The organism is Nocardia sp. NPDC051929, assembly GCF_044548645.1.
In the GTDB taxonomy this organism is placed as follows: Bacteria; Actinomycetota; Actinomycetes; order Mycobacteriales; family Mycobacteriaceae; genus Nocardia; species Nocardia sichangensis.
Genome location: NZ_JBIUCG010000019.1, coordinates 50794 through 73170, shown reverse-complemented (window position 1 = coordinate 73170; position 22377 = coordinate 50794). Strand labels below are relative to the sequence as shown.

The 22377-nt window shown below is 67.6% G+C and carries 21 protein-coding genes and 1 pseudogene; 11 read left to right on the top strand and 11 right to left on the bottom strand.

All coding sequences use genetic code 11. The features are described 5' to 3' along the window. The first annotated feature begins 5 nt into the window (after positions 1–5). Positions 6–539, top strand: a complete 534-nt coding sequence (locus tag ACIHAX_RS25670; protein WP_364438022.1) for a PaaI family thioesterase — start codon at positions 6–8, stop codon at positions 537–539. A gap of 41 nt (positions 540–580) precedes the next feature. On the opposite strand, the gene ACIHAX_RS25665 is transcribed toward ACIHAX_RS25670, so the two are convergent. After that, positions 581–2611, bottom strand: a complete 2031-nt coding sequence (locus ACIHAX_RS25665; protein ID WP_397280020.1) for an FAD-dependent oxidoreductase — start codon at positions 2609–2611, stop codon at positions 581–583. Positions 2612–2824: 213 nt separating this feature from the next. Next, complete coding sequence (locus tag ACIHAX_RS25660) at positions 2825–3988, bottom strand: ROK family protein (RefSeq protein WP_364438028.1); 1164 nt, start codon at positions 3986–3988, stop codon at positions 2825–2827. Positions 3989–4069: 81 nt separating this feature from the next. Here ACIHAX_RS25660 and ACIHAX_RS25655 point away from each other — a divergent pair, with 81 nt between their 5' ends. From ACIHAX_RS25655 to ACIHAX_RS25640, 4 genes are read left to right on the top strand one after another with little or no spacing between them, the layout of a single operon-like run. Then, the gene (locus ACIHAX_RS25655) at positions 4070–5380 is read left to right on the top strand and encodes an extracellular solute-binding protein (protein WP_364438031.1); all 1311 of its coding nucleotides are present in this window, start codon (positions 4070–4072) and stop codon (positions 5378–5380) included. A gap of 3 nt (positions 5381–5383) precedes the next feature. Then, positions 5384–6229: a sugar ABC transporter permease gene (locus ACIHAX_RS25650; RefSeq protein WP_355078385.1), complete on the top strand. Its 846-nt coding sequence runs from the start codon at positions 5384–5386 to the stop codon at positions 6227–6229. Between the two features lie 43 nt (positions 6230–6272). After that, positions 6273–7142: a carbohydrate ABC transporter permease gene (locus ACIHAX_RS25645; protein WP_364438037.1), complete on the top strand. Its 870-nt coding sequence runs from the start codon at positions 6273–6275 to the stop codon at positions 7140–7142. Between the two features lie 13 nt (positions 7143–7155). Then, positions 7156–8244: an ABC transporter ATP-binding protein gene (locus ACIHAX_RS25640; RefSeq protein WP_355078383.1), complete on the top strand. Its 1089-nt coding sequence runs from the start codon at positions 7156–7158 to the stop codon at positions 8242–8244. Between the two features lie 85 nt (positions 8245–8329). Here ACIHAX_RS25640 and ACIHAX_RS25635 read toward each other — a convergent pair whose 3' ends face one another. After that, complete coding sequence (locus ACIHAX_RS25635; RefSeq protein ID WP_397280016.1) at positions 8330–9145, bottom strand: NAD(P)H-binding protein; 816 nt, start codon at positions 9143–9145, stop codon at positions 8330–8332. Positions 9146–9240: 95 nt separating this feature from the next. Continuing rightward, positions 9241–9966 carry a TetR/AcrR family transcriptional regulator gene (locus ACIHAX_RS25630; RefSeq protein ID WP_397280014.1) on the bottom strand — a complete coding sequence of 242 codons (726 nt, stop codon included), beginning with the start codon at positions 9964–9966 and terminating at the stop codon, positions 9241–9243. Between the two features lie 157 nt (positions 9967–10123). On the opposite strand from ACIHAX_RS25630, the gene ACIHAX_RS25625 reads away from it, so the two are divergent. Next, positions 10124–11056 (top strand): hypothetical protein, encoded by a 933-nt coding sequence (locus ACIHAX_RS25625; RefSeq protein WP_364438045.1) that lies wholly within the window; start codon positions 10124–10126, stop codon positions 11054–11056. Positions 11057–11088: 32 nt separating this feature from the next. On the opposite strand, the gene ACIHAX_RS25620 is transcribed toward ACIHAX_RS25625, so the two are convergent. Next, a complete protein-coding gene (locus ACIHAX_RS25620) occupies positions 11089–11733 on the bottom strand; it encodes a GNAT family N-acetyltransferase (RefSeq protein WP_364438048.1) in 645 nt (214 codons plus the stop codon). A gap of 29 nt (positions 11734–11762) precedes the next feature. Then, on the bottom strand, positions 11763–12065 hold the full coding sequence (locus ACIHAX_RS25615) for a nuclear transport factor 2 family protein (RefSeq protein ID WP_397280011.1): 303 nt from the start codon (positions 12063–12065) through the stop codon (positions 11763–11765). A 251-nt stretch (positions 12066–12316) separates the two neighbouring features. On the opposite strand from ACIHAX_RS25615, the gene ACIHAX_RS25610 reads away from it, so the two are divergent. From ACIHAX_RS25610 to ACIHAX_RS25595, 4 genes and pseudogenes are all read left to right on the top strand, one after another. Continuing rightward, the gene (locus tag ACIHAX_RS25610; protein ID WP_397280009.1) at positions 12317–13525 is read left to right on the top strand and encodes a hypothetical protein; all 1209 of its coding nucleotides are present in this window, start codon (positions 12317–12319) and stop codon (positions 13523–13525) included. A 103-nt stretch (positions 13526–13628) separates the two neighbouring features. Further along, a pseudogene (locus tag ACIHAX_RS25605) lies at positions 13629–13826 on the top strand (response regulator transcription factor); the annotation flags it as partial. Between the two features lie 378 nt (positions 13827–14204). Next, a complete protein-coding gene (locus ACIHAX_RS25600; RefSeq protein WP_355078378.1) occupies positions 14205–15176 on the top strand; it encodes an alpha/beta hydrolase family protein in 972 nt (323 codons plus the stop codon). A gap of 65 nt (positions 15177–15241) precedes the next feature. Beyond that, on the top strand, positions 15242–16042 hold the full coding sequence (locus ACIHAX_RS25595; RefSeq protein WP_397280006.1) for an aminoglycoside adenylyltransferase domain-containing protein: 801 nt from the start codon (positions 15242–15244) through the stop codon (positions 16040–16042). A gap of 70 nt (positions 16043–16112) precedes the next feature. Here ACIHAX_RS25595 and ACIHAX_RS25590 read toward each other — a convergent pair whose 3' ends face one another. Then, positions 16113–17849 (bottom strand): DUF3556 domain-containing protein, encoded by a 1737-nt coding sequence (locus tag ACIHAX_RS25590; RefSeq protein ID WP_397280004.1) that lies wholly within the window; start codon positions 17847–17849, stop codon positions 16113–16115. Between the two features lie 134 nt (positions 17850–17983). On the opposite strand from ACIHAX_RS25590, the gene ACIHAX_RS25585 reads away from it, so the two are divergent. Further along, positions 17984–18682, top strand: a complete 699-nt coding sequence (locus ACIHAX_RS25585; RefSeq protein WP_355078375.1) for a CoA pyrophosphatase — start codon at positions 17984–17986, stop codon at positions 18680–18682. Here ACIHAX_RS25585 and ACIHAX_RS25580 read toward each other — a convergent pair. From ACIHAX_RS25580 to ACIHAX_RS25565, 4 genes are read right to left on the bottom strand one after another with little or no spacing between them, the layout of a single operon-like run. Then, a complete protein-coding gene (locus tag ACIHAX_RS25580; protein WP_355078374.1) occupies positions 18654–19337 on the bottom strand; it encodes a methyltransferase domain-containing protein in 684 nt (227 codons plus the stop codon). The two genes, ACIHAX_RS25585 and ACIHAX_RS25580, sit on opposite strands and share 29 nt — an antisense overlap. After that, positions 19334–20716 (bottom strand): radical SAM protein, encoded by a 1383-nt coding sequence (locus ACIHAX_RS25575; protein ID WP_364438068.1) that lies wholly within the window; start codon positions 20714–20716, stop codon positions 19334–19336. Before ACIHAX_RS25575 ends, ACIHAX_RS25580 begins: the two co-directional genes overlap by 4 nt. Further along, entirely contained in the window at positions 20706–22043 is a 1338-nt protein-coding gene (locus ACIHAX_RS25570; protein ID WP_397280000.1) for a radical SAM protein, read from the bottom strand. Before ACIHAX_RS25570 ends, ACIHAX_RS25575 begins: the two co-directional genes overlap by 11 nt. Beyond that, a complete protein-coding gene (locus ACIHAX_RS25565; RefSeq protein WP_355078371.1) occupies positions 22043–22288 on the bottom strand; it encodes a hypothetical protein in 246 nt (81 codons plus the stop codon). Before ACIHAX_RS25565 ends, ACIHAX_RS25570 begins: the two co-directional genes overlap by 1 nt. Positions 22289–22377: the final 89 nt, after the last annotated feature.

The following is a 22377-nucleotide window of genomic DNA, read 5'->3' as shown; positions in this document are numbered from 1 at the left end:
AGGCTATGACATCCGACGACGTGTCGGCGATCGAAGTGACCGATGGCGTGCGCTCGCTGCACCTGGAGTGGGACGACCCCGGCATCGCCGTGCTGGGCATGATCCAGCTCACCAGGGACGAACTCGTCGAGCGCATCCGTACCGGCGAACTGCCGCTGCCGCCACTGGCCAAACTACTCAACATCGAGGTCGTCGACGCCGCGCCGGGGCGGATGACGCTGCGCCTCACCCCGGACGAGCGGCATGTGAACTTCCTCGGTGTGGTCGGTGGCGGCGTGGTCGGTACGGTGCTCGACGTCGCGATGTGGGGTGCGGTGCAACTGTCGGTGCAGGACAAGTCCATGCTCACGACGGTGAGCATGACGTCCAATCTGGTGCGCGGGGTCTCGCACACCCAGGGGGCGCTGGAGGCGGTCGCGGAGGCGGTGCACGTCGGCCGGACGACGGCCACCGCCGAGAGCCGTCTCGTCGATGCCGCGGGGAAGGTCTACGCGACCGCGACCGCCACGTTCGTCCGGATGGGCGGCGGCAACGGGTGAATTCCGGCGGCCCGGGGACCAGGTCCCCGGGCCGTCCGGGATCAGAGTTCGGCCGCGAGCTGGGTGCCCTGCTGGATGGCGCGCTTGGCGTCGAGCTCCTTCGCCTCGTCGGCGCCGCCGATGAGATGCACCCGCACGCCACGCGATTCGAGCTGGTCGTGCAGGTCGCGCACCGATTCCTGGCCCGCGCACACCACCACGTTGTCCACTTCGATCACGCGCGGCGCCTGCCGCTGCGGACCGAAGCTGACGTGCAGTCCGCGATCGTCGATCCGTTCGTAGTTGACCCCGCCGATCTGCTGGACTCCGCGCGCGTCCAGCGCGGCGCGGTGGATCCAGCCGGTCGTCTTACCCAAGGTCAGTCCGAACGGCCCCGACTTGCGTTGCAGCAGGGTCACTTCCCGGGTCGCCCTGGCAGGCCGAGGGGTTCGCAACTGGCCGCGAGCGTGGATGTCGTCGGTGACACCCCACTCGTCGCGCCATTCGTCGAGCGCGAGGGGGCCTTGGTGGACCGCGGTCAAGAATTCGCCGACGTCGAACCCGATTCCGCCCGCACCGACGACGGCCACCCGGTTGCCCACGGGCTTCTCCTGCCGGATCAGTTCCGGATAGGACAGCACCATGGGGTGATCGATGCCGGGGATCGCGGGAATTCGAGGACGCACGCCCGTGGCCAGCACCACCTCGTCCCAGCCACCCGCGGCGAGTTGTTCGGCGGTGGCCCGGGCATTCAGATGCACGGTGACGCCGGTGAGTTCGAGTTTGCGCCGGTAATACCGGATCGTCTCGTCGAACTCCTCCTTGCCGGGGATGCGGCGGGCGAGGTCGAATTGTCCGCCGATCCGGTCCTCGGCTTCGAACAGTTCCACCTGATGCCCGCGCTCGGCCAGGCCGATCGCGGCCGACAACCCGGCGGGACCGGCGCCGACGACGGCGACGCGCTTGGCCCGCCTGGTGGGCAGCAGTTGCAGCAGCGTCTCGTGGCACGCGCGGGGATTCACCAGGCAGGACACGGTCTGCCGGGTGAAGGTGTGGTCCAGGCAGGCCTGGTTGCATGCGATGCAGGTGTTGATCTCGTCCACCCGCGATCCGGCGGCCTTGTTCACCCATTCCGGATCGGCCAGCAGCGGGCGGGCCAGCGAGATGAGGTCCGCCTCGCCGCGCTCCAGGATCTGCTCGGCGACCTCGGGCATGTTGATCCGGTTCGACGCGCACACCGGAATCGAGACATGTTCCTTGAGCGCCGCGGTGTATCCGACGAACGCGGCACGTGGCACCGAGGTGACGATCGTCGGCACCCGCGACTCGTGCCAGCCGATATCGGTGTTGATGACGTCGACTCCGGCGGCTTCGAGTTCCTTCGCCAGGTCGATGATCTCGGCGTAGGTCTGCCCGTCCTCGACGAATTCGGCCAGCGACATCCGGAACATGATGAGCAGGTCGTCGCCGACGGCGGCCCTGGTCCGTGCGGCGACCTCGACCGGGAATCGCCGCCGGTTCGCCGCCGATCCGCCCCAGCGATCGGTCCGGGTGTTGGTGCGCGGCGCGAGGAACTGGTTGATCAGAAAGCCTTCGCCGCCCATGATCTCGACGCCGTCGTATCCGGCCAGCCGCGCCAACCGCGCGCAGCGCACGTGATCGGCGATCGTGGTCTCGATCTCCTGCTCGGTGAACGCCCGCGGTTCGAACGCGGTGAGCGGCGACGCCACCGCCGAGGGCGCCAGATTGGTGGGGATGTTCGAATCGCGCCCACCGTGCAGGATCTGCAGCGCGATCTTGCCTCCCGCTTCGTGAACGGCGTCGGTGATCACGCGGTGCCGCTCGGCGTCGGTCTCGTCCAGCATCGCGCACGCGAACGGCCACAGCCATCCGTCGCGGCTGGGGGAGTAGCCGCCGGTGACGATCAGCCCCACGCCGCCGCGTGCGCGTTCGGCGAAGAACGCGGCCAGCCGGTCGATGTGCCAGGCCCGATCTTCCAGCCCGGTGTGCATGGAGCCCATGACAACTCGGTTGCGGAGTTTCACCCTCCCCAGCTCGATCGGCGACAGCAAATGCGGAAAGGTGGAACTCATGGGATGAACCTAACGGTAGCTACCCACCTCCGCAATGGCTGGCGCGGCATGCCATCTGCGATGTACGGCCCGATACGGACAACCGGGTGTTCTGAGGGCGACAACCCGGCAATCTCCTACTCGACCGCCTTCGCCGCCACCGCGAACCAAGCGCCGGGCACGGCTTCGCTACCCGCCGTGCCGAGCGCATACGCCGGGAAGGCCCGCAGCGGATCACACCTCCTGTCGCGCGGCGACCATCGCGTCCACGGTCGCCGGGGACAACATCTCGTCCGCGACCAGACCCGCCAGCCCCACGAACGCGCCGTTCTCACCCAGCCGCGAGGGGCCGAGGTCGAGATCGCGCAACGCGCTCGGGTGCGCGTTCGACTCGACGCCGCGCCGCACCCCCTCGAGAAACGGCGGCAGCACCCCGATCGCCCCGCCGACGCGGACATGGGCCGGATTCACGATCGACACCATCGTCGCGAGCACGGTACCGACCAGGCGCCCGGCCCGCTCGGTCGAGCGAATCGCCTCGGGGCTGCCGTGGCCGACCAGCCGGACCACGTCGGCCGTCGTGCGTACGCCCAGTTCCCGGGCCAGCGCCTGCCCGCCCGCGCCCGCCGCCACACACCCACGGCGGCCGCAGCTGCAGAGCTGCCGACTGCCCTCGATCCGCAGGTGCCCGATCTCGCCCGCCGAGCCGCTCACGCCACGGTGCACGCGCCCGGAGATCACCACGCCCGCACCGATTCCGGTCCCCACCTTCACACCGACAAGGGTCGCGGCCGGACGGTCCAGCGCCCGGAAGTCGCCGAATGCCAGCGCATTCGCGTCGTTCTCCAGCAGCACCGGGACACCGAGCGCGTCGGCGAAAGGTTCGCGCAGCGCAGCGCCGTTCCAGTCCGGCATGGTCGGCGGCGCGACGGTCACTCCGCTGTCGTGGTCGATCTGGCCCGGCACCGACAGGCCGATCGCGCACAAGGTTTCGGCTCGCCCGGTCCGCCGCAACAGCTTCCTTCCCGTGTCGAGCAGCATCGGCACGACCTCGGTCGGACTGTGCCGCAGGGGCAACCGCCGGTGTTCTCTCGCGAACACCGTCCCGCGCAGGTCGACCACGGCCAGCGTGGCATGGCTCTGTCCGAGATCGGCGACGAGCGCGGTGCTTCCGGTGTCGTCGACCTCGAGCATTTCGGCGCGTCGTCCTCCGCTCGATTCCTTGTGCCCCGCGTGGCGGACGAGCCCGAGACCACGCAGCGCCTCCAGCCGCTCGGTCAGCGTCACCCGCGACAACCCCGCGAGTTCCTGCAGCTCGAGCCGGGTCAGCGGCCCCGTGGCGCGCAGCAGGGCGAGCACATGTCCTGGCGAAGTGGGGCTGGAGGGTGTCGCGGGCATATTGACAATATCTCTCAGCGCACTTATGTTAACCAACCTGACAAAAGTCTGAAACCCGTTGTGCCCTAACAGGAGCCATGCATGCTGGTATCCGGTTCGACGCGCAGATCCTTCCTGCGCGCGGTGGGCTCCGGCGCGGCGGCCCTGTCCGCCGCGGCCTGTACCGGATTCGCGACCAGCGGCAACGGCGGCATGATCTTCCTGTCCACCCAGTTCCGTCCCGCCGACGAGGCCGAGCGTTTCCGTACCCTGCTGGCCGCCGCCGCGCCCGGCGTCGGCTATGTGACCATCGAGGAGAGCCCGTTCGCGAGCCAGGTGCGCAGCCAGGTCGACGCCGGCGCGACCAAGATCGGTCTGCTCGGCGGTCTGCACGGCGACCTCGCCCCGCTCGCCGACGGCTACCTGGAAGACCTCACCGGTTTGCTCGCCGACTTCGGCGCCCGCGGCTGGTCGGCGGAATACCTGAAACTCGCGAAGGTCGGCACCGACCGTACGTGGTACATCCCATGGGCCACGGCGAGTTACGTCCTCGCCGCGCACGCGGACGCGCTCGAACACCTGCCGCCCGGAGTCGATGCCGCGTCGCTGACCTACGACCAGTTCCTCGACTGGGCCGTCGCCGCGCGCCGCGCCAATGGCAATCGCCCCGTGCTCGGCCTGCCCGCGGGCCCCAAGGGCCTGCTGCACCGGTTCGTCCAGGGCTTCCTGCTGCCCTCGTTCACCGGCGGCCAGATCACCACGTTCCGCTCGAACGAGGCCGTGACGGCCTGGCAGTACCTGCGTGAGCTGTGGGCCAACTGCGTCCAGTCGAGCACGAATTTCGACTTCATGCAGGAGCCGCTCGACAGCGGCGAGGCGCGGATGGCGTGGGACCACGTCGTGCGCTTGGTCCACGCGCCCGAGCGCGACCCGCGCGACTGGCGGATGCTTCCGGCGCCGCGGGGCGCACACGGCCTCGGCTATATGGCCGTGATCGCCGGGCTCGCGATCCCCAAGGGCAGTACGGACCCCGAATTCGCGCAGCGGACGATCAGCACGCTCACCCGCCCGGAAACCCAACTGCGGCTGCTTCGTTCCAACGGCTTCTTCCCGGCGGTCGACACGGCGATCCCCGCCGATCTGCCACCGGCTGTCCAGCTCGAGGCCGACGCGGTGCGCAAGCAGCAGGAGGCGCCCGGCGCCATTCTCTCGTTGCCGCCGGTGGGTCTGGGCCAGCGTGAAGGAGAGGTGAGCAAGGTCTTCAAAGACAGCTTCCGTTCGATCGTGCTCGACGGGGCGGATATCCGCTCCACGCTGGATCAGCAGGCCCGGGTGCTGCAAGGCATCCTCGACGAGCTGAAAGTGCCGTGCTGGGCGCCCGACCCGGCCGCACAGCTCTGCCGGGTGGGATGAGCCATGATGTCGCGTCTACGCTCCCCGTGGATCCTGCTGCTGCCGTCGATCGTCCTGATGTCGGCCCTGTTCGGCTGGCCGCTCGTGCAGGCCGTGCTCGAGGCGTTCCGTGGCGGCGACGGATTCACCCTCGCCAACTGGGACCGGCTGTTCGACGATCCCTACGTCCTCCCCGCGCTGCGCAACACCCTCCTGCTGATCGCGATCGTCGTGCCGGTCCAACTGGTGCTCGCCGTCGCCATGGCGCTGCTCATGCAGGCCCGGCCGCGGTTCGCCGGCGGCCACTTCTACCTGTGGTGCCTGCCGCTGGCGATCTCCGAACTGGCCGCGGGCCTGGTATGGCTGTCCATCTTCGACAACCGCGGCTACCTGAACTCGCTGCTGGTCGGCATCGGGCTCTCCGACGACGGCGTGCAGTGGCTCGGCTACCGGAACGCGGGCACCATGCTGCTCGCCGTGGTGGTCGCCGAGATCTGGCGCGCGACGTCACTGGTGTTCGTCATCGTGGTGGCGGGCGTGCAGATGATCCCGCGCGACTACGACGAGGCCGCGCAGGTGTTCGGAGCGAACCTGTGGCAGCGGCTGCGGCATGTGACGCTGCCGCTGCTGGGTCCGAGCTTGCAAGTGGCGCTGATCTTGCGGACCATCCTCGCGCTGCAGGCTTTCGCCGTGGCGCAGGCATTGACCGGCCGGGACTTTCCGCTGCTGGTCGGCGAGACCTACGAGTGGTACGCGAATCTGCAGAATCCCGCGGTCGCCAGCGCTGTCTCGCTGATCGTGCTTGCGATCTCGCTCGCTACCGCGGTGTTCTACCTGCGTGCGGTCCGGCAGCCGGAGCAGGCCCGATGAGTCGTGATCATGCGGCAGAGGGCCGAGGGAGGCGAGGAGCGCGATGAACTCGGCCGAGGCGCCGTCGCGGCGCGTGCTGCCACCGATCGACCGCGCACCCCTGCGCAGGCGCCGCCTGCGCGCGGTGGGGGTGCAGGCGGCCTGCACTGCTGTAAGCCTGTTCATGGCGCTGCCGATCGTGCTCATCGGACTCGCCGCGTTGTCCTCCCGCGAGGCGCTCAACGAGTTCCCGAAGTCGCTCGTCCCGAAGGAGTTCTCCACCGAGACCCTGGTCTCGTTCTTCCGCGCGACCGGGACCCTTGCCGCACTGGGCAACTCGGTGCTGGTCGGCCTCTACACGGTGTTCTGGTCGCTGGTGATCGGGGCGCCCGCGGGATACGCGCTGGCCCGTCATGCTTTTCGCGGCAAAGACACCTACCAGGTCTTCATTCTCTTCGTGCGCGCGCTGCCGATCGTGGTGCTCTCGGTGCCGCTGGCCACGGTGTTCCTGCGGATCGATGTGTACGACACGGTGTTCGCCGTGACATTGGTGCACACCACGCTCGCATTGCCGACCACCGTGCTCATCACGGCGAGCATCTTCGTCGCGGTGCCGCCGGATCTGGAGGAGGCGGCCCGGGTCTTCGGGTGCAGTCGATGGCAGGCCGCGCGCCGGGTCGTGGTGCCGCTCGCGCTGCCGGGTCTGGCGGCGTCATCGATCTTCACATTCGTCCTGTCGTGGAACGAGATCCTCGGCGCGACGATCGTGACGCTCGGGCACCGCACGCTGCCCGCGCAGGTGCTCACGGCGCTGGGTGAGGCGTCGACCGCCTACCGCTTCGCCGGTGGCTTCGCGCTGATCATCCCGGCGCTGGTGTTCATCTTCGTGATGCGGCGCTACCTGGTGAACATGTGGGGGACGACGCTCAGATGACAGGGGTTCGCTGATGGCCGAGGTGATTGTCCGGGATCTGGTGAAGACCTATCCCGGCGGCACGGCGCGTGCTACCGACGAGGTCTCGCTGGAGATCGCCGACGGCGAGTTCATGGTGCTGTTGGGGCCTTCCGGCTGCGGCAAGACGACCTTGCTGCGCATGATCGCCGGGTTGGAGCTGCCGGACTCGGGGCAGATCGTGATCGGCGGCAAGGACGTCACCTACCTCGAACCGCGGCGGCGCAACCTGTCGATGGTCTTCCAGTCCTACGCGGTCTTCCCCAACAAGAAGGTCGCCGACAATATCGGCTTCGGCCTGCGCGTGCACGGTGTGCCCGCCGAGGAGATCCGCCGCAAAGTCGCCTGGGCCGCCGAACTGCTGCAACTCACCCCGTACCTGGACCGCTACCCGGCGCGGCTGTCCGGCGGGCAGCGCCAGCGTGTCGCGGTGGCGCGGGCCATCGTGATGGACGCCGACGTGCTGCTCATGGACGAGCCGCTGTCCAACCTGGACGCGCTGCTGCGGCTGTCGTTCCGAGCCGAGCTGAAACGACTCGTCGCGGAACTCGGCACCACGACCGTCTACGTCACCCATGACCAGGTCGAGGCGCTGTCGCTGGGCAACCGTGTCGCCGTGATGCGAGACGGATCGATCGTCCAGTGCGGCCCACCGACCGAGGTCTACGACGACCCGGCGACGGAATTCGTCGGCGGTTTCCTCGGCAGCCCGCCGATGAACTTCCTCACCGGCGTGGTCTCCGCGGCGGAGGACGGGCCGCGGATCGACCTGGGCGGGCAATCGCTCGCCGTGCCCGCGGCGCTGTCGTCGTTCGAGGGCGGCGCCCTCCGGCTCGGTATCCGCCCCGAGGCCATCGTGGTGCGCGAAGGCCCCGCGGACGCGACGGTGCGTGGTGAACTCGAAGTGCTGGAGCCACTGGGCTCCTCGACCCTGCTCACCACCCGCGTCGGCGGTCAGACCGTGAAAGTCCAAGCGCCGCCGAGCTTCCGTGCGGCCGAGGGCGACCCCTCCGATCTCTACCTGCCACCCGAAGCGTGCCGTTGGTACGACCCGGAAACCGGAATGCTGCTGAACCTCGACTGATCCGCCACGGGGCGACTGCGGCACGGAGCCGCCGCGCCCGGTCGCGCCTAGTACCTTCGATCGGCGGTAATCCCGCGCGGATGAATCACCGGAAGGCGTCCGCGTGGGCCGTGGCCCACTGACCGAACGTCCGTGGCGCGCGGCCGACGACCTCTTCTACCGTCGGTCGGACAATGGATTCGTCGATGGCTCCGTTCACGTAGAAGTCGAAGAAGGCGTCCACGTACTCGACGGGGGTGGTGCGGAGCATGTCGGCGCGGGCCTCCTCGTCGCCGAGGCCCTGACAGATGAGATCGCGGCCGATGGCCTCGGCCAGGATCGCGACCTGCTCGGCGGGCGTGAGCGGCTCCGGCCCCGTAGGCCAGAGGATTTCGCCGTGATGACTGTTGCCCCGCAGGACGGTGGCGGCTACCGCGCCGATGTCCTGCGGATCCAGAGCGGCCGTGCGCACCTCGGGGAACGGAGCGCGAATCACGTCTCCTTCGCGAAGCTGGGGGAGCCAGCGCAGGGCGTTGGAGGCGAAGGCGCAGGGGCGCAGAATGGTCCATGCCGCAGCGTATTCGGTGACTTCCCGCTCGGAGGCCATCATATAGCGGGTGATGGCATTGGAGGTGTCGCCGGTGCCCGCGGAAACACCCGACAGTTGCACGATGTGTTCGACGCCGGCCTTAGCGGCCGCCTGCGCGACCGCTGGATAACCGGGCAGCAGGAACAACGCACGTACCCCGTCGAAACTCAGGGTCTCCGGAGACGTGAGGTCGCCTGCCACGGCTTCCGCTTCCGGGGGTACGACTGCACGCTGCGGATCGCGCACCAGCGCGCGCACCGGCTCGCCCGCCGCGGCCAGGGCTTGCACAACTTCAGCGCCGACATTGCCGGTCGCTCCTGTCACGAGAATCATTGCGCTGATCCTTCCAGTTCCCAACGTTTTTCGCGGGACCGTTGCAGGTACCTGCAACGCACTGCGCAACCTTTGCCCTCCGTCCGGCGGGAGGATCACGCTGTGAGATGTACGCCTATGCCGTCGAGGAGTCTGCCGAGCCCGAATTCGAACAAGCCCTCGGCGACGGCATCGATGTCGTGGTTCTCCGGAGGACCGGCACTGAACATGGCCAGCGTGGCCGGATAGCGCTCGGGCTGCCCGTACCGCTGGATCATCGCCGGATCGAGGGTCGGACCGACGTGCCCGGCCGAGTCGCGCCCCTGGGCCGGATCGATCGCCAGCCGGGCGGCGCCGCCGACGAAAGCGGTGACGCACAAAACGATTTCGGCGACGCCGCGGGGTGGAAGACCGGCCGCGATGAGCGCACCCATCGCGGCCTCACCCCACGCGGCCTCGTTCGGTCCCATGCAGCGATTGCTCGCGCCCACCGCCAGCACCCACGGGTGACGAAGGTACAGCTCCCGGGTACAGCGCGCCCACAGCTCGAGCGCGGCACGCCAGTCGCCTTGCGGAAGATCGGGCGGTTCCGACATGGTCGCGTCGAACATCAGGGCGACGAGTTCGTCCTTGCCCGGCACATATCGATACAGCGACATGGTCGCCGCGCCCAACTCTTTGGCGAGCCGCTGCATGGACAGTGCGCCGATGCCTTCCTCATCCGCGATGGCCACCGCCTCTCCGACGATCCGGTCCAGGCTCAGTGCCGGCCGGGGGCCACGTCCGGACCGCCGGCCGCCGGTCCATAGCAGCTGTGCCACACGCGGCAGTTCATCGGTCATGTTCGCTCCTCGCGATCATACTGCGTATGGCCTACGCGTTGCGTATAGGCTACGCAGTACTTTGTCGTCTCCGATGTCCGGGGTGGTTGACCATGGCAGCACCTGCCAGACATGCGTATCCGCGTGCGGAAATCGTCTCGGCCGGCAGGCGCCGGGCATGAGCCTGGCCGGACTGGGGCTGACCACGGAGCAGGAGCGCGTCTACCGAGAACTGCTGCGCACCCGTCCCGGCATCGCCTCGCATGCGGGCGGCGCGGGCCGGGGCGATGCCGGCGCGGGGAGCGTGCTCACCGAACTGCGCGTCCTCGGTCTGGTGGATGAGAACCTGACCGCGGTGCCGCCGGCGGCCGCGGTGGATCTGCTGGTGCGGCGGCGGATCACCGAGGCGCAGCAGCAGTTCGAAGGCCTTGCTGCCGCCTGGGAGGCGTTGCGGGAATTGACCGAGGAGCAACGCACCGGCCGACCGGCAGGGCTGCTCGAGCAACTGTCGAACGGGCCGGAGACAGCGCGGCGCATCGGCGCATTGCTGACGGATCACCCTGGTGAGTTCGCGGCGTTGCGGACCGATGCGCTGTACGACGAATCCCGGCACCCCCATGTCCGGCACGGGCGCCTGCTGATGGCGGGGCTGCGCAGCCGCACCCTGTTTCCCGTACACACACTGGAGGATCCCCGGCAGGTCGCCCACGCAAGCCGTCTCCATGCGTTCGGCGAGCTGCATCGGGTGACGACCGAAGCGGTCTGGCCGCTGACCCTCGTCAACCGGTCGGTCGCCTTCGTGCCCGCCGATCTGTCCGATCCGGAGGCGGGTGTGCTCCAGATCCGGCGTACCGGGGTGGTCCGGATACTGGCGGAGGTCTTCGACGGCATCTGGAACCGCGCACGCGACCTGGACGAACTTCCGGTCTCACCCGTCGAGCAGCGGGTCTTGCGCGCGCTTACCCGCTACGACACCGACGACTCGGCGGCACGTGCGCTGAATGTCTCGGTGCGCAAGTTCCGCGGTCATGTCGCCGACCTGATGGACCGGCTGGGCGCACGCACCCGATTCCAGGCCGCCCTGCTGGCCAAGGAACGCAACTGGCTCTGACCGGCTGCGAGCTGTCCGGAATTCGCGGGCTCCTAGGTGCGCTCACCCGGGCGGACCATGGTCAACTGATGAACCCGCCTGCTCTCATATCGCATTCCGGGAATCACCGGGGTCGAGCCGATCGGAGTGAACCCCATGCGGGTGAAAAACCTCACCGCTCGGATGTTCTCGACTTGCGTCTGCAGATGGCAGCCGACGCCGTTCTCGTCCAGCCGGGCGAACCACCGGTTCATGAGGGCGGCGGCGGCTCCGGTTCCGCGCGCATCGGCGGCCACGGCGATATGCAGGTGTGCGGGCCAGCGCACGTCCTGGAAGTCACCCGCCGTGGGCCGGCGTCGGATCGCGGCCACGAGGGTGTCGACCATGGCGACGCCGAAGAACCTGGCCGGCGTCGGGCGCAGGAACAATCGGTAGGCGCGGATCGCCCGCTCGATCCGCTCGGACTCACTGGGAAACCTCCAGCTGTCCGCGCAGCCCGTCAGATATCCGACCAGCTTGCCGTTCACGACCGCCACGAACACCGACTCGGGCTCCAGATCCAGATATGGATCGAGGTAGATCGACGCCTCGGATTCCCGATCACCCCACAGCGAGGCGACGGGTGAGCCCGCACTCGCCCGAGCGAACAACTCCCGCAACTCCGGTCGGTCGGCGGTTTCGAATCGGCGAATCTCCACGGCGGTCCGTCTTATCGGTTCCGCGGCGATCACAGGGCCCGGCGGAAGTGCGCGGCGACGGTGTCGACCGCGACGGTGACCTGCGGCTCCTGGTCATAGAAGTCGAACTGGGCGTTGCCGAGCAGATGCTGGGTCGCCGCGAAACCACCGACCGTCTCCTGCCAGGCGGCCACGATCTGCGTCGAAGCGAGCACGACCGGCTCGCCGCCGTCGAGGCTCGTGTAATCCAGCGTCACGTTGTCGGCGAACACGGCCGCGAGGTTGTCCCACTCGCGGAGATCGGCGTACCACGCCATGCGCGTACAGGTGTCGATGACATCAAGGCGATCCATGTGGCACAGAATGGCTTTCAGCGCCCTGCTCGCGAAAGAGCAGAAGTTGCGCACTGCGCTGCAGGAACCTGCGGATCCATGAGATCCGGCGCCAAGCCGACTGATGCAGCGGAGCACGAGCAACGCTCGCGTGCGGTAGGTCGCAGTTCGCGGCCGACTACGCTGTGGAACGAACGATGAGGCAAAGCGCCGGAACTGATGGACTGCTATATAGGTTTCAGACGAACACGAAGGCGCCGTGAGGAGGACCGATGGATGCCGAACGCACCGGCAGCAAGGTCGTTGACCCCGGCCGCTTCGATCCGGACACACCGAAGCGAGGGACCTCCCAGCACCCCGATCGGCGGGTGCCGGCGCGTGTCCACCGCTCCATCTTGCGCGAACGCGTAGTGCCGCTGCTGGCAACAATAGTGGGATTGGCAGCCGTGCTGGCTGTGGCGATAGCAGGTACCGCAGCCCTGCTGATCGGATATGGCTATTTCGAACAAGGACGCGACCAGGCCGAGCGTGACAGCTGGTCACGCAAGATCGAGACTGCCATCCGGGCCCTTCCAGGGGTGACCGACGTGTCACACCGGTTCGAGCACTACAAGGGCAGACACTTCAACGCCGAACTCGACGTGCGGCTCAGGGACGACGCCACGCCCGCCGAGGCCGCGTCTGTGGTGAGTGCCATGGGCGCTCAACAGCTTCCGCGGCGTTTCCAAGGCGACCCGACAGAGGTCACCATCGACCGGATGGCGGACACATATTCCGCATACTGGCTTTTCGGCCGGGACGTGAGCACTGAAGCGAACGCCGCAGACAGCTGGGCGCGACTATGGGCCGCAGGCACCGAAGTGCACTGGTCCTCGCGCGGCGGCGACGCGAGCCGCATAACCAACGCCATCGACGTCCGCGCGGGCTCCGAGAGCGAACCTCACCGCGCCACCGCGGCGATGCGCCGAATCATCCGGGACTTTCCCGAACTGGCATCCAACCAGTGGACCGTATCCACCGTTCATGAGCGGGAGCGCGGGTTCACCAATCACTCGGAACGGCGCCCCGGGTCGTATCCCTGGCCCCATGATCGCCTCACCCCCCACCAAGAGCCCACCCCTCGCTTCCCGTCCGATGACGAACTCGACCTGTGGCAGTGGTTCCTGACCGATCAACCCATCCCGTTCTTCGTTCTGGTGTCGGTCTACGACCCGCCCTCCGAAGGCCGCGCACTGGGCGTCACCGTAGTCCCCCCGGTGGGTACGGAATTCAGCGCCGCGCAGACCACACAACTCGCCGATCTGCATCTTCCCTACCTGGCAGGCTCCGGCGCGGCGGTCGACTACACGATCTACACACCCAACGGCCCCGTCCACTCCTACGGCCCCTTTTTCGAGGTCGTGGTCGGCGGCTGCCAGACACCCGGGTACAACGTCTTACCGGAGTCGCAGCCCTACGTGCGTCAGTACGAACGCTGCTAGGCGTCGCCGCATGGCGGCGAGGCGAGTTGGATTCCGCCCAATAGCTATTGCGGCAAGCACTGCGCGGGCCGCTGATACCGCGCTCACATCGGTGCAGTCGGCGAAGCTGACCAAACGTGAACGGCAGGTCGCCGGTTTGGTTGCGCAGGGACTCGGCAACAAGCAGATCGCAGCCGAATCGGTGATTTCGCCACGCACCGCGCAAGGACACGTCGAACACGTGTTGACCAAACCGGGGTTCAATTCCCGCGCTCAGATTGCGGTGTGGGTCATAGACGAATCCCGGCAAGAAAAGTCGTGAGCAAGCCTCGGTTTCGTCGCCACTCGATACCGGGGATGTCAGCGGTGCCCGTAGGGCAGAGGAACTCACGAATTCGCGACGAATGTATCGCGTCCCTAAGGAGATCTTGATCTCTTCGTGAGGTGTCCAGACCCATCGGACGGGGGAAGTGCACCGCCCAGTCGAGTTCTAGCGTTGACAAAGTTTCCGCGCCCGTCGAGCAGCTGCGACGGCGCCGGTCGACGAACGCCACGGTCCGGTCTCGGAGAAAGACGAACGATGAAACGAAGTTCCGACGTCGACACCGGTCTCCCGGCCACACCTGCCGCCGATTCGGGCAGCGTGCGGAGGAGAATCGAAACAGTCCGTCGCTGTTCGAGGCATGCGCTCATCGTGCTCATGGCGGTGTTCGCCGTGACCGCGGGAGTGGTCGCGGCATCGCCGCCCGCGAGCGCCGATGCCGCGTCGATCACCGGTTCCTGGCCGGAGGACGATCGGACCGTGCAGGTGCGGGTGCATTCCGCGGCGATGGGGCAGGACATCATGGTGAAGGTGCTGCGCCCGGCGGACCGTTCGGTGCCGCGGCCGACGCTGTATCTGTTGAACGGGGGCGGCGGGGGTCAGGACAGCGCGACCTGGCAGAAGAACACCGACGTGCTGCGCTTTCTCGCCGAGAAAGACGTGAACGTCGTCCAGCCGGTGGGCGGGCGTTGGAGCTATTACACCGATTGGCGCGCGCCCGATCCGAAACTCGGTGTGTACAAGTGGAAGACCTTCCTCACCGAAGAGTTGCCACCGCTGATCGATGCCGAATTCGGCACTACCGGGGTGAACGCCGTCGCGGGCTTGTCCACCTCCGGTACCTCTGTGCTCCAGCTGCCGATCGCGAAACCCGGTCTGTATCAGGCGGTTGCGGCTTACAGCGGTTGCGCGCAGATCAGCGACCCGATCGGCCGCGAGTTCGTGAAACTCGCCGTGGAGAGCTGGGGCGGCGGCGACACCGAGAACATGTACGGGCCGCCCGACGACCCGATGTGGGCGGCCAACGACCCGTACCTACACGCCGACCAACTGCGCGGCATACGGCTGTTCCTGTCCACAGGAACCGGAGTGCCTGGCATGTACGACGTCTACAACGGCGCCTACGCTCAGCCCGGACCGCGCGGCTACCTCAACCAACTGGTGCTGGGCGGTGTGATCGAGGCCGCGGTGAACTGGTGCACGCACAACATGCGCGACCGCCTCGACTCTCTCGGCATCCCCGCCACCTACGACTTCCAGCCCACCGGGACCCATTCGTGGGGGTACTGGCAGGAAGCGCTGAAGAATTCGTGGCCCGTGTTGGCCGACGGACTGGGGCTGCCGCGCTGAGCCGAAGGCCGCGTGGGCTCCGGGCGATCCGAGCCCCGAGGCGGCCTTGGCGGATACTGGCCCGCATGACCGACATCCTGGCGGATCCCCACCTCCTCCCGGCTGAGTTGCGGCCTTACCTCGATGCGCTGGTGCGACGAGCCCGCACCGTCTGCGGGCGTCATCTGACGAGTGTTTTCGCCGTGGGATCGGTCGCGCTCGCGGACTATCGGCACGGGCGCAGCGACGTGGACGTGGTCATCGTCGCCGCGCCGTCGCTTCCCGCGCAGGCATTGCGCGAACTGGCCGAATCGTTCGCGCACTCGTCGCTGCCGTGCCCCGCGGCCGGTCTGGAACTCGTGGTCTACAACTCGGATTTCATCGCCGCACCGTCCAGCGCGGCCGGTTATCTCATGGACCTCAACACCGGTCCCCTGTTGCCGAACCGCGTCAGCTTCGATCCGGCGGACTCATCGGCCTTCTGGTACGTCATCGATCGCTCCATCGCCCACGAAACCGGACGCCTCCTGTACGGGACTCCCGTGCGGCAGGTCGTCGCGGCACCGTCACGGCGCGACGTTCATGCCGCGCTGCTGGCTTCGGTACGCGAACACGCTGGGGGAGAGGGTCATCTGGGTGACAACCGAGTGCTGAACGGCTGTCGAGCAGTAGCGTTCTGTCGCACCGGTCGCTGGCTGGCCAAACGCGAAGCGGCACAGATGATCGCGAAGTCCGAAGAACACTTCGCCCCCCTCATCGACACAGCGCTGCGCAGCTTCGAGCACCCCCGCACGGCCGCACTCGCACTGCCCACCACCGACGTGCGAGCCTTTCTGGCGTGGGTGGGGGACCGTGTCGAAGAAGCCGCGACTCGAACGCCATGCTGATACGTAGATATGCGCATCTGAACATTAGATTGCTAAACGCGACTCCGACTCTCGTGGAAAGGCGGACGCGCTAACTCTCTGCGCTCGCGGTGTAGTGCACCCGCACCGGGACGTCGTCGGCCCAGGGCTGGCGGGTCACCATGTCGGCGACGCGCACTTCGCCGCGTTCGAACTCGCCCGTGGCCGCGTCGACGAGGCGGTATCGCTGGGTCTGCCGGTGGATCGGCTGGGCGTCGAGGAGGACGACGCGTACTTCGCCGGGTTCGAAGTGGCAGCGGCGGTGCATCGCGGCGATGAGTTGTTCGTTGTGCATGTGGCCGTCGCCGAAGTTCCAGCCGACGGCGGTGCTGCAGATGCGTTCGCCGTCGGTGATGGTGTACTCGTCTTCGTGGCCGGGTGGCATGGCGCGGTGGACGAGCGTGAACAACGCGCGGCCGTGGGTGTTCATGGCCCGGAAGGCGTACCCGAGGTACATCGGGATCTGCGCGCGATCCTTGCCGTAGAACCGCTCCAGCTGGGCCTGCGGCATGCCGGCTATCGCGACGATGCCGGTGCCGATCTTCGCGGCGGCCGAGGGTTTGACGCACCACATGGTGGTGTCCCAGTTCCCAGCGTAGTAACGCATGCCCGGTAAGAAGGAGATCTTGCGCGGGAACAGATTCCCGGCGATCACGATGCCTGCGATCACGACGAAGAGCATCGCCACGGGCACGGGGTTGCGCACACTGCTCGGACCGAGATCGGCGTGCGCGACGAACAACGTGACGACGCCGAAGATCATGAAGACGTTCCACTCCAGCGGAACGCCCATGGGAATTGCGGTGAGGATCGCCAGGTGGAAACACACCATCGCGATCGCCGCGATCGCCGTCGGCCAACCGCCGTGGGAGAAGAACAGCACCAGCGGAACGCACATCTCGACGACCGTGCCGCCGTGGGCGAAGACGCGGGACAACCGTCCCGGCCGCAGATCGTCGGGGAAGCGTTCGAAGAACGCGCGCTTGAGCGGCTTCGGCCGGAACACCGGACTGTTGGACATCATCGTGGACACCACGAAAGGGAAGTGCTTGTTGAGTTTCGAGGTGGCCGCGCCCATCCAGATCACGACGAAGACCACCTTCGCGGCGACGATCGAATCGGCTCCGGGGAGAAGGAAGACGACTGTGAGGGTGGCGTACACCTCGCCCCGGGCGGCCAGGAAGATCACTTTGTCCCGCAGCCCGAGTACCGCCAGCAGCCCGAGGATCACCGCCACCTGCCAGTGCGGCAGCAAACCGACGGTGGTGTCCAGCTCCGGTATCGGTCCGGTTCCGTCGGACAGCAACGCGACCGCTGTCGTCGCCAGCAGCGCCGCGTACAGCGCGACGTCCACCGGCGTGCGGTTGTCGCCCTTGGTGAGCGGTATCCGCCCCGGCCACGGTGGCAGCCGAATCGTGTTGGGGCGCAACCAATACAGGATCGAGCCGAAGGGCGGGAAGTACCGGTTGTTCAGCGGGCCGAACCCGCACCCGAGGCCGACCACTTCGAACAGCAGCGTGTACAGCACGAATTTTTGGAAGACGATCGGCTCCGACCACCAGGCGCCGACGTCGGTGAACCCGTCGATACCGTTGGTGGTCAGCGCGATCGACCAGCCACCGAGCACGTAGAGGCAGATCTTGCCGACGTAGAACAGGTGCAGCACCGCCGGAGTCCCGAAGCCGACCTCGGCCCAGTGCCGGGCCATGGGACGGATGCGCTCGGCGCGCGTGCCCTTGCTCCATTCCGCCATATCGACCACCGGCAGGTCGGGCTCGAGAAATCCCATCAAGCACGCTCCGATCGCGAACGCCCGGGGCGCGGTCCGGACCCCGAGGTTCCCGATACGGTGACAGGTGAGGCAGTTGCTGTCAACGACTTCCTTTGTCGCGCTCGTCGATGGGGAAGGGCAAGATCGAAGCCATGGAGCCGACCCCGACAGCGCCGCTACCGAGGAGCATCGACGAATTCCGTGTGCTCGCGCATTCCCGCTTGGCCGCATTCCCGCGCATCGAGGTGGCCGACCTGCCCGGTGTGCGCCGCGCGGCGGTGGTGCTGTGCGTGGTCGAGGAGCCCGGCGGGCCGCTGTCGGTGATCGTCATCAAGCGGGCCTATCGTGGCCGCAACGCCGGACAATGGGGCCTGCCCGGCGGCCGGCTGGACGAAGGCGAGACCACCGAACAAGCCGCCTTGCGCGAACTGCGCGAGGAACTCGGCCTGGACGCGCGGCCGGGTGATCTGCTCGGCGCACTCGACGACTTCCCGGCGGCCTCCGGTTTCACGATCACGCCCCTCGTTCTGGCACTGAACGACGCGACCCGGTTACGCCCGAATCCGGATGAGGTCTACTCGGTGCATCTGGTGGATCTGGCCCGGGTGGCCGCCGAGGACACCCCGCGCTGGGTCCGGGCCGAGGACGCGGTACGGCAAGCGGAACTGCGCGACGACACCGCGCCTGCGGGCGAAGCGGGCCTGTTGCAGATGCGGCTCGGCCCGAACATGACCATTCACGCACCCACCGGCGCGCTGCTGTGGCAATTCCGCGAAGTGGTCCTGCTCGGCACGGACCCTGACGCGGCCAGAGTCGCCCACTTCACCCAGCCGGATTGGACCCATCGCTAGTTCTCGACGGCGTGACGGTCCAGCCGCGTCGAGGACTCACCGCCTCCGGGGCGATCTCCTCGACCAGGTCGAGGCCCGCCGTGCCGAGTAACGCGTGCATGTGAGCCTGCGACCACCCGCGGATCCGTAGCGGCGGTTCGTCGCGTTCGGTGAAGATCGCCGTCCCGTCGGCACAGACCTGGGCGGGCAGCCCACGCTGCGCGAGCCGATGCGCGTCCACCCAGGTGAAGACGCAGGTGCCCGAGTCGCCCAGCCGGGTGCGAATGCGGGTCAGCAGGGCCGCGTGGTCGCGTACATAGCCGAGGAGTTCGCCGACCGCGGAGATGAACGGGTAGTCGGCGTCGGCGTCGTCGAGGAACTCCGTCGCGGACTGCCGTCGATAGTCGACCAGAGGGCTGTCGCGGTATCTGGCCTTCGCCAGCGACAGCATGCGCGCGGAGATGTCGACGAGGACCACCTGTCGGCCTGCCCGGACGAACGCCGCGGCCTCACGCCCGGAGCCGGAACCGAGGAAGAGCGCGGGGGCGCCACCACGGCCCGCGAAACGGGACAACGCCGCGAGAACCGCGGCGTCGAACCGCGCGGGCGGCAGATCCCAGCGCGCGTGGTCGTGCGCATCCGCGACGGCGTCGAAGGATTCGGCCCTGCCGGTCATCGGCGCAGCCGTCGGATGTCGTCGAGGATCGCGGCGATCTGGCGCGCTCGGTAGGCGTCGAGGTCGCGAAGTTCGGGGGGTTCCGGACCCAGCCCGAGACGTTCCTCGAAGGCGAAACGGCAGCGCATCAGCCGCTCCAGCGCACCGTCGCTGCACTGCTCGTGATCGGCTTCCCGCGCGACGGCCGCTCGGTAGATCCGATCGACGTCCGGTTCGGTGAACCGGTAACCCAGCGGTGCGAACGACGTCGACGGCTCGGCGATCACCTGGGTGCGAAGTTCCCTGTGGGCGAGGGTGTTGCGGAACGGGATCAGCGTGGTGAGGCTGAAGGACCGGTACAGCCGGTGTTCGTCGAGCCAGCGCAGGCTTTCGTCCAGCTCGTCGAGTGTGCTGCGCGGCTCGAAGACGATCAGCGAAGCGACCAGACCCACGTCCCGTTGCCGCAGGCGGCGCACCATCCTGGACAACTCCTCCGGTGTCGTGCCCTTTCGCAGTCGGCGCAGCACCGAAAAGGAACCGGATTCGACACCGGCGTGCACCTGAATCAGCCCCACCGAATGCAAGGTGTCGAGTACCCGGTCGAGCGTGCGGTCGAGCCGGGCGTAGATGGAGAAGCGGACCTCGATGTTCCGGCTGCGCAGTTCGTCGGCGAACCGCTGTGCCCAGTCGACCGCCGCCGGTGCTCCCAGAAAGTTGTCGTCGACGAACTGTACGCGTCGAATGCCCTGGCCGACAGCGTGTTCCGTGATCTCGCCGACCACGTCGGCGGGTTCGCGCGGCTGCCACCGGCGGACACGGGGCGCATCGGGAACGCCGTCGACGGCGCAGAAACTGCATCCGTGCATACAGCCGCGTGTCGCTTCGATGTCGAGTACCCCGCGAACGCGGGCGAAGCGAGGGAATCGGCGCTGCGGCGTGATCGTCTGCCAGGTATCGGGTGGCGCGGGCGGTGTTCGCCCGCAATGGGCCAGGCAGGTCGCGACGACCCGGCCGACGTCACCGGAATCCGCGACCGCGTCCACCTGCGCGGCCACGCCGGGCTGTACCGACACCGCGGCCGCGGCCCGGCCCACCACCAGCACGCACGCATCGGGGTGGACCGCCCGGGCGGCGCGAATGGCCGCGCCGACCCCGTCCGAGATCCGGTAGAGGGTGTCGAACACGATGACCGGTCGCGGCGCGAGCGAGCGCAGGGCCGCGACCAGCCCCTCCGGATCGGCGGCGGAATCGTAGTAAGCGCAGACGATCCCGGCTCGCTCGAGTGCCGAACCGATCCCGCCGAGCCGGAGGTTCTCGTAGGGCAGGTTGTAGGCGAGCGAGGACCCGTCCTGAATATTGACCAGCAGCGCCCTCGCAGGCGCGGGGTGTTCAGGTGACACTGACGATCGAGAGCAAGCGATCCCGGATGAGCGTTCGATTGATCTCGCAGCGCACGTCCGGTCCGTTCTCCAGCTCGCCGGTCTGCGAGTTGTACCAGCGTGCCTGGCAGTCGCCCGCGCACTGCCACTTCGCGAAGCAATTCCTGCACTTCGGAATCTTGTTGACATCGTGCAAACGCAGCTTCGCTATGCGGTTGCCGTCCACGTCGAACGTCCGCGTTTCTCGGTTGTACCGTCCGTAGTAGGCGTGCGGCGCGCGTTTGTCGTCGTCGTACATTATTTCGTAGCAACTCGAAATATGGCCGTCGGAGGTCAGCGAGAAATTCGGATCGGTGACGCCGCAGAACGTTCTCCGGACATGGGGAAAGGTGGCCAGCGCACCCGACACCACGATCGTCCTGCCGTATTCGTCGGCGATCTCCTGGGCTGCGTAATAGCCGCGTACGAATTCTTGCGCTTCGGGTTCGCCGAAGACCACCGAGCGGCCACGGCCGGTGCCGAGCACCGGCCCCAGATGGAAACGTGGCAGGTCGAATGTCGAACAGAGGTAGCGGGCGATCTCCGGCATTCTGCCGACGGCGGCTCGGCTGATCGTGGACTTGATCATCAGATCCGGAACGCGCCCGGTGAACAGCTCGATGACCTCGCGCACCCGGGAATACGACGTGCCGCCGCGCACGGTCGGACGCTGGAGATCATGGATCGCCGCCGGACCGTCGTGGGACACTTGCACGCTGTCCATGTTGTCGGCGATCCACTGCGCCTTGGTGTCGCTGATCAGCCCGTTCGTGACCATGCTCGCGTTGACGCGCAGATCGCCCGCTTCGTTGCGCGCGTACTCCCGGCCCCAGTCGACCACCGTGCGGATCAGGTCGAAGTCGAGCGTCGGTTCGCCGCCGCCGTGGAAGTTGAGATAGGCGGTGCCCGCGCCGCTCGCCGCCGCGTTGTCGATCACGAATTTCGCGGCGTCCAACGCCATCCGGCGGTTGTACAGGTCGACCGGGTAATCACCGGCGTCGGCGTAGCAATAGGTGCAGCGGAGATTGCAGGCGGCGGTGACCATGTAGACCACCCCGGTCGGCGCGAACGATTCGTCCCAGGTGCCCACGGGGGCGGGGCTCGGCGTGTCGGCGGGCACGATGAGCCCGAGCCCGTGCAGGTACCGCAAGGTCTCGCGGCTCGCGGAGCTCTGCCCAGAGCGGAGTTCGGCGGCCGTCTGCGGTGCCAGGCGGCTGATGACGCCCTCGAACGGCGCGTAGAGCAGGTGGCCGTCGTCGACATCGACGACGAACACCTCCTCGGCGATCTTGAACCGGCCGTCGGACATCAGAACACCTTGCATTCCCCGACGCACTGCGCGCACATGCGATTGTCCTGAACGGTGGGTGCGCCGATCCGCACCGTGTGCGCGGGCTCTTCGCCGGGTGCGCAGCAGAATTCCGCCGAGTCGAACAGGAGATTCAATGTGACGCGGTCGGATTTGATATCACCGAGCAGAGTTTCGGACATGGTCGCGCTCCCGTTCAGATTTCGATTCAGGAAATACCAGAAAAACAGTACCGAGCCGGACACGGTCGCGCCGTCGATCGCCTGGACGGCCTACCGCGGAAATGGCGTGTCGCCCGCGTGTCCGGAGAATTCATTCGGCCGAATGTCGTTCG